We start from the raw sequence: 5,065 nt of genomic DNA, 5'->3' as shown, positions 1-5,065 counted from the left end.
ATGCGAGCCACCTCTGGGGCCAAAGTGTCTGGAAGACCGAGGAAATCCTCAAGTCCAGTTTGCAAGACCCCTTGCTGCGCGTTTGCAGCATCGGCAAGGCCGGTGAAAACGGCGTGCTGTATGCCGCTGTGGTGAACGACTTGCACCGTGCGGCTGGCCGCTCGGGCGTGGGCACCGTCATGGGCAGCAAGAACCTGAAAGCCATTGCGGTGCGCGGCACCAAGGGCGTGGGCAACATGCAAAACCCCAAGGCTTTCATGGCTGCGGCCAAGGCCGCCAAAAAGGTGCTGGCCGACAACGCCGTCACAGGCCAGGGCCTGCCAGCTTATGGCACCCAGGTGCTGATGAACGTGATCAACGAAGTCGGTGGTTTGCCCACCCGCAACCACCGCGATGTGCAGTTTGAAGGCGCCAAAGACATCTCGGCCGAAGCCATGGTCACGCCCCGTGAGACCGATGGCAAAAAGCACCTGGTGACCAACCAAGCCTGCTTTGGTTGCACCATCGCTTGCGGCCGCATCAGCAAGATGGACGAAGGCCACTTCTCCGTCAAGAACAAGCCTGAGTACTGGGGCGCCAACGGCGGCCTGGAATACGAAGCGGCTTGGGCACTGGGCGCAGCCAACGGCGTGAATGACCTGGAAGCCCTGCAATACGCCAACATGATTTGCAACGAAGAAGGCTTTGACCCGATCAGCTTTGGCACCACCATTGGCGCCGTGATGGAGCTGTATGAAATGGGTGTGCTGACCAAAGAGCAAATCGGTGTGGCAGCACCCTTTGGCTCGGCCGAAGCCTTGTGCGAGTTTGTCGACATGACCGCCAAGGGCATTGGTTTTGGCAAGGAAATTGGCATGGGCTCCAAGCGCCTGACCGCCAAATACGGCCACCCCGACCTGTCCATGAGCGTCAAGGGCCAGGAGTTCCCGGCCTATGACGGCCGTGTGATCCAGGGCATTGGTTTGGCTTACGCCACCTCCAACCGTGGTGCTTGCCACCTGCGCGGCTACACCATCGCCTCTGAAGTGCTGGGCATCCCGGTCAAGACCGAGCCCACCGAGCACGAAGGCAAGCCAGAATTGGTCAAGGCCTTCCAGGACGCGACAGCCGCCTTTGACTCGGCAGGCATCTGCGTCTTCACCAGCTTTGCCTGGACCCTGGCCGACGTGGCCCCTCAGGTGCAAGCCGCTTGTGGCGAAGAATTCACCATGGAGCACTTGAACCACATTGGCGAGCGTATCTGGAATATGGAGCGCGATTTCAACAACGCCGCCGGCTTCACCAAGGCCGACGACAACCTGCCCAAGCGCCTGATGACCGAAGCCGCCAAAACCGGCCCCGGCAAAGGCATGGTCAGCAAGTTGGACGAAATGCTGCCCAAGTACTACGAGGCGCGCGGCTGGGATGGCGAAGGCCACCCCACATCGGCCACCCGGGAACGCCTGGGGCTGTGATGCTCAGTCAGAGTCTCAGTGTCGCCTTCAAGGGCACCACTGGGTCTTGCTGAGATCAACGACGCAGCGGCTCTCCGGGGCCGCTGTTTCTTTTTTGGAGAACACCATGACCCACCACGTGATTTTGGGCGCAGGCCCTGCCGGCGTGATCGCCGCTGAAACCATCCGCAAGCATGCCCCGGGTGACACCATCACCTTGATTGGCGACGAGCCCGATGCGCCTTATTCGCGCATGGCCATCCCTTATTTGCTGATCGGGAATATCGAAGAGCAAGGCACCTACCTGCGCAAGAGCGCCACCCACTTTGACGAGCTTTGCATCACGCAAGTCAAGGCCAAAGTCACCCGCGTCGATGCGGCAGGCAAAACGGTGCACTTGGACAACGGCCAGTCGATGGCTTTTGACAAGCTCTTGATCGCCACCGGCTCGCACCCCGTGCGCCCACCGATTGCAGGCATGGACCTGCCCGGCGTGCACCCGTGCTGGACGCTGGAAGACGCCCGCGCCATCCAGGCGCTGGCCCAGCCCGGCGCCCGTGTGCTGCAAATGGGCGCAGGTTTCATTGGCTGCATCATCATGGAATCGCTGGCGGCGCGTGGCGTCAAGCTCAGCGTGGTGGAGATGGGTGACCGCATGGTGCCGCGCATGATGGGCCCGGTAGCGGGCGGCATGATCCGCGACTGGTGCGAAGCCAAAGGCGTGCAGGTGTTCACCGGCACCAAGGTCGAAGCCATCAGCCGTGGCGCAGAAAAAGGCTTGCTCGGCAAGTTGGCTTCTGCGGTGGGTTTGGGGTCTGACGATGCCAGCGGTGCGCTGCAGGTGCGTTTGTCCAATGGCCAAACCGTCGAAGCCGATCTGGTCATCAGCGCTACCGGCGTGCGTCCGGCCATTGGCTTTTTGAAGGACAGCGGCATCACCTGCCTGCAAGGCGTGTTGACCGACGAACACCTGCAAACCAATGTGCCCGGCATCTTCGCGGCAGGCGACTGCGCCGAAGCCTTTGACATGGTCAGCGGCAAAACGATTGTGAGCGCCATCCAGCCCAACGCCGCCGAGCAGGCCCGCGTCGCTGCGCTCAACATGCTGGGCCAAAACGCTGTGCTCAAGGGTGTCACGCAAATCAACGTGCTCGACACCCTGGGTTTGATCTCCACCAGTTTTGGCAACTGGGAAGGCGTGGCCAATGGCCAGTCGGCCGTTTTGACCGACAAGGCCGCAGGCCGTCACCTGAGCTTGCAGTTCAAGGACGATGTGATGATCGGCTGCAACAGCGTGGGCTGGACCGAGCATGTGGGCGTGATGCGTGGCCTGGTCGAAGGCCAGGTGCATCTGGGTGACTGGAAAGACCGCCTGATGCACGACCCGACCAAGCTGGTGGACGCTTATCTGGACTGCGCTCAGGGCCAGGGCCGCTGGAGTGGTGCCGCCGATGCGCGTCGCCGCTGAAGCGACAATCTGCGCATGAACATCACTTTCAAACTGTTTGCCACGCTGACCGACTACTTGCCTGCCGAGGCCCGGCGTAGCAACCAAGTGACGCTGGATGTGGCGCAGGACACCAGCATCAGCCAGATCATCGAGCCCTTCGGCATGCCGCCGAAGCTCGTGCATCTGGTGCTGGTCAACGGCAAATACATCAAACCCGAAGACCGGGACACCACCACCTTGGTTGAAGGCGACGTGCTGGCGATTTGGCCACCCGTGGCGGGCGGCTGAAGTCGGCCCACGCAGGTATTGTTTTCATGCAGTCCTTCTACCCCGAGCGCTTTGAACGCGACATGGGCACCAGCGAAACCGAATGGTTGACCGCCTTGCCCCGCGCACTGGGTGACCATGCCTTTGTGCTGGGTACCGGCCAGGTGCGTGTGCAGATCGGTGAAGGCCATCTGCAACTGCAATGGCACACCCTGCCCCCACGCGTGATCGCGCTGCTGCGCCTGCAGCGTTTGGCGGTCTCTTTTGTGTTTGATGGCGTAGTAGAAGAAGCGCGCCAGCGCTTCATGAAGCAGTTTGATTTGACGATGCAGCGGGGTGAGCCTGCTGCCATGGGTAAAGGTCAACGATCGAATTTGCTGACCTTCAGAACGCAAGTCTTGGCGGTTTGGCGGCTTGGCTTTTGGTCCTTCAGAGTTGCCCGGCCAATCTCAAGGAAGCGCGCAATGCCTCGTTGATGCGCGTTTGCCAGCCCTCGCCACTGGCACGCAATGCGGCCAGGACATCGGCATCCAAACGAAGCTTGACGGGCTCTTTGGTCATGGCGGCCTTGGGGCGTCCTCTGGATTTGAGCTGCTTGCCTTCGTAAAGTTCAGCCGATTTGAAAAATTCGGCCGTCAAAGGCGGCGCATCATCCGGATCAATCCAGGGCGCGGGCGTAGAGCGCTTTTTCTCGGTCATTGGCTTTCCTCATACTGATGATGCGGCGCACTTTGCCGCGTAGGGTCCAGACCAAAACAATCAAGCGGGCATCCAAGAAACCCACAGTGATGAACCGGTCTTCGGTGTAGTTGATCCTTGAGTCCTGCCCGGTGAAGTGCATGCCCTCGAAGACTTCTTGAGCGGGGGCAGAATCCAAACCACGCTCCGACAGCGCTTGGTCTCGTTTTGCAGCGTCGAACTCAAGGTCCATGCGATTTATTGTACACCCATTAAATGGGTTTGGTGAATTGACAACAAGGCCGTTTGTCCTTCGGTTAAACACTCACCGAGCCCAAAGCAGACCCACGGTTTTAAGTCCCAGCACCGTGAGGGCCAGCGAACCGAACAAGTGCAAACTGGCCGTGCCTGCCGCCAGTGCAAAGCGGCCTTGTTGCAGCATGGCCACGACCTCCGCTGAAAAGCTGGAAAACGTGGTGAGTGCCCCTAAAAAACCGGTGACCAGTGCCAGTCGCCAAACCGGGTCCAACTCCGGCAGTTGCTGGAACACGCCCACGCACACACCGACCAAATAGCCACCGATCAGGTTGGCCGCCAGCGTGCCCCAAGGCAGCAGGCCAGCGCTTGCGTTGCTGGGGTTGAGCCACAGGCCCAGCTGCCAGCGCGACAGCGCACCCACACAAGCACCCAGGCATATCGCGATCACCGTGAGCATGGCGGGGGGCCTTTCGTTTGGGGTTTACCGACGATTAAAACGGCGGGTCTTCGTCGGTCGCCGCTGCGCCCGTGGCCCTTGTCTGCAGGGTCGAGTTCAACACGGTGCGTGTTGGGTTGGGCAGCGCCTGATCGGCAGCAGCTGCACCCAGTTCCATTTCACCACCCAGGGCCTCGATCAGGCTGTCGATCAGTGGTCCCAGCAAACCGGTGGACAAGGCCACGTCGGCGTCAAAGCGGTCTTCGTTTTTGTCGGTGCCCGACTCGTCCATCACGCCGTCGAGGTACTGCACTTTTTTCAGCTGCAGGGTTTCGGTCAGCACAAAGGCCACGCGGCCGTCCCAGCTCAGGGCCAGTTGCGTGGGCAACTTGCCTTCCAGCACATGCTTGCGCACATCGTCATTGGCCAGGTGGTGGCGGGTGAAGCGCACGCTGGCGGCATCTTCGCCGGTGGACTTGAGCACGGTTTCGCGCTCCACCGTCAGATCGGCGGGCCATTCATCGGGTGTGGGGGCCAAGAGCC

General features: G+C 60.8%; 8 protein-coding genes. 4 read left to right on the top strand and 4 right to left on the bottom strand.

Annotation, left to right across the window (positions count from 1 at the left end; genetic code table 11):
* The 4 genes from ACIQ47_RS14615 to ACIQ47_RS14600 form a co-directional block, all read left to right on the top strand.
* On the top strand, positions 1–1,454 hold a 1,454-nt coding region (locus ACIQ47_RS14615; RefSeq protein ID WP_396438800.1), incomplete at its 5' end, for an aldehyde ferredoxin oxidoreductase family protein.
* A 106-nt stretch (positions 1,455–1,560) separates the two neighbouring features.
* Complete coding sequence (locus tag ACIQ47_RS14610) at positions 1,561–2,901, top strand: NAD(P)/FAD-dependent oxidoreductase (protein WP_396438799.1); 1,341 nt, start codon at positions 1,561–1,563, stop codon at positions 2,899–2,901.
* A gap of 15 nt (positions 2,902–2,916) precedes the next feature.
* Positions 2,917–3,171: a MoaD/ThiS family protein gene (locus tag ACIQ47_RS14605; protein ID WP_296292450.1), complete on the top strand. Its 255-nt coding sequence runs from the start codon at positions 2,917–2,919 to the stop codon at positions 3,169–3,171.
* Positions 3,172–3,197: 26 nt separating this feature from the next.
* Positions 3,198–3,626 carry a hypothetical protein gene (locus ACIQ47_RS14600; RefSeq protein ID WP_396438798.1) on the top strand — a complete coding sequence of 143 codons (429 nt, stop codon included), beginning with the start codon at positions 3,198–3,200 and terminating at the stop codon, positions 3,624–3,626.
* Here the strand turns inward: ACIQ47_RS14600 and ACIQ47_RS14595 are convergent.
* The 4 genes from ACIQ47_RS14595 to rdgC form a co-directional block, all read right to left on the bottom strand.
* Positions 3,580–3,849, bottom strand: coding sequence for a BrnA antitoxin family protein (locus ACIQ47_RS14595; RefSeq protein ID WP_296292448.1), 270 nt, complete (start codon positions 3,847–3,849; stop codon positions 3,580–3,582). The genes ACIQ47_RS14600 and ACIQ47_RS14595 overlap by 47 nt on opposite strands.
* Positions 3,809–4,081, bottom strand: coding sequence for a BrnT family toxin (locus ACIQ47_RS14590; RefSeq protein ID WP_396438797.1), 273 nt, complete (start codon positions 4,079–4,081; stop codon positions 3,809–3,811). The genes ACIQ47_RS14595 and ACIQ47_RS14590 overlap by 41 nt, the downstream gene beginning before the upstream one ends.
* Before the next feature lie 72 nt (positions 4,082–4,153).
* Positions 4,154–4,543 carry a fluoride efflux transporter CrcB gene (gene crcB / locus ACIQ47_RS14585; protein WP_396438796.1) on the bottom strand — a complete coding sequence of 130 codons (390 nt, stop codon included), beginning with the start codon at positions 4,541–4,543 and terminating at the stop codon, positions 4,154–4,156.
* Positions 4,544–4,577: 34 nt separating this feature from the next.
* A partial coding sequence (rdgC, locus tag ACIQ47_RS14580) for a recombination-associated protein RdgC (RefSeq protein ID WP_396438795.1) occupies positions 4,578–5,065 on the bottom strand: 488 nt, incomplete at its 5' end.

The organism is Limnohabitans sp., from assembly GCF_044373035.1.
Lineage (GTDB): Bacteria > Pseudomonadota > Gammaproteobacteria > Burkholderiales > Burkholderiaceae_C > Limnohabitans_A.
This window is presented reverse-complemented; position numbering and strand designations above follow the sequence as displayed.

What these genes read in the sequence shown, in the direction of transcription:
- ACIQ47_RS14600 (WP_396438798.1), top strand. Translation starts at nt 3,198, where the DNA reads ATGCAGTCCTTCTACCCCGAGCGCTTTGAACGCGACATGGGCACCAGC.
- ACIQ47_RS14610 (WP_396438799.1), top strand. Translation starts at nt 1,561, where the DNA reads ATGACCCACCACGTGATTTTGGGCGCAGGCCCTGCCGGCGTGATCGCC.
- ACIQ47_RS14605 (WP_296292450.1), top strand. Translation starts at nt 2,917, where the DNA reads ATGAACATCACTTTCAAACTGTTTGCCACGCTGACCGACTACTTGCCT.
- ACIQ47_RS14590 (WP_396438797.1), bottom strand. Translation starts at nt 4,081, where the DNA reads ATGGACCTTGAGTTCGACGCTGCAAAACGAGACCAAGCGCTGTCGGAG.
- crcB (WP_396438796.1), bottom strand. Translation starts at nt 4,543, where the DNA reads ATGCTCACGGTGATCGCGATATGCCTGGGTGCTTGTGTGGGTGCGCTG.
- ACIQ47_RS14595 (WP_296292448.1), bottom strand. Translation starts at nt 3,849, where the DNA reads ATGACCGAGAAAAAGCGCTCTACGCCCGCGCCCTGGATTGATCCGGAT.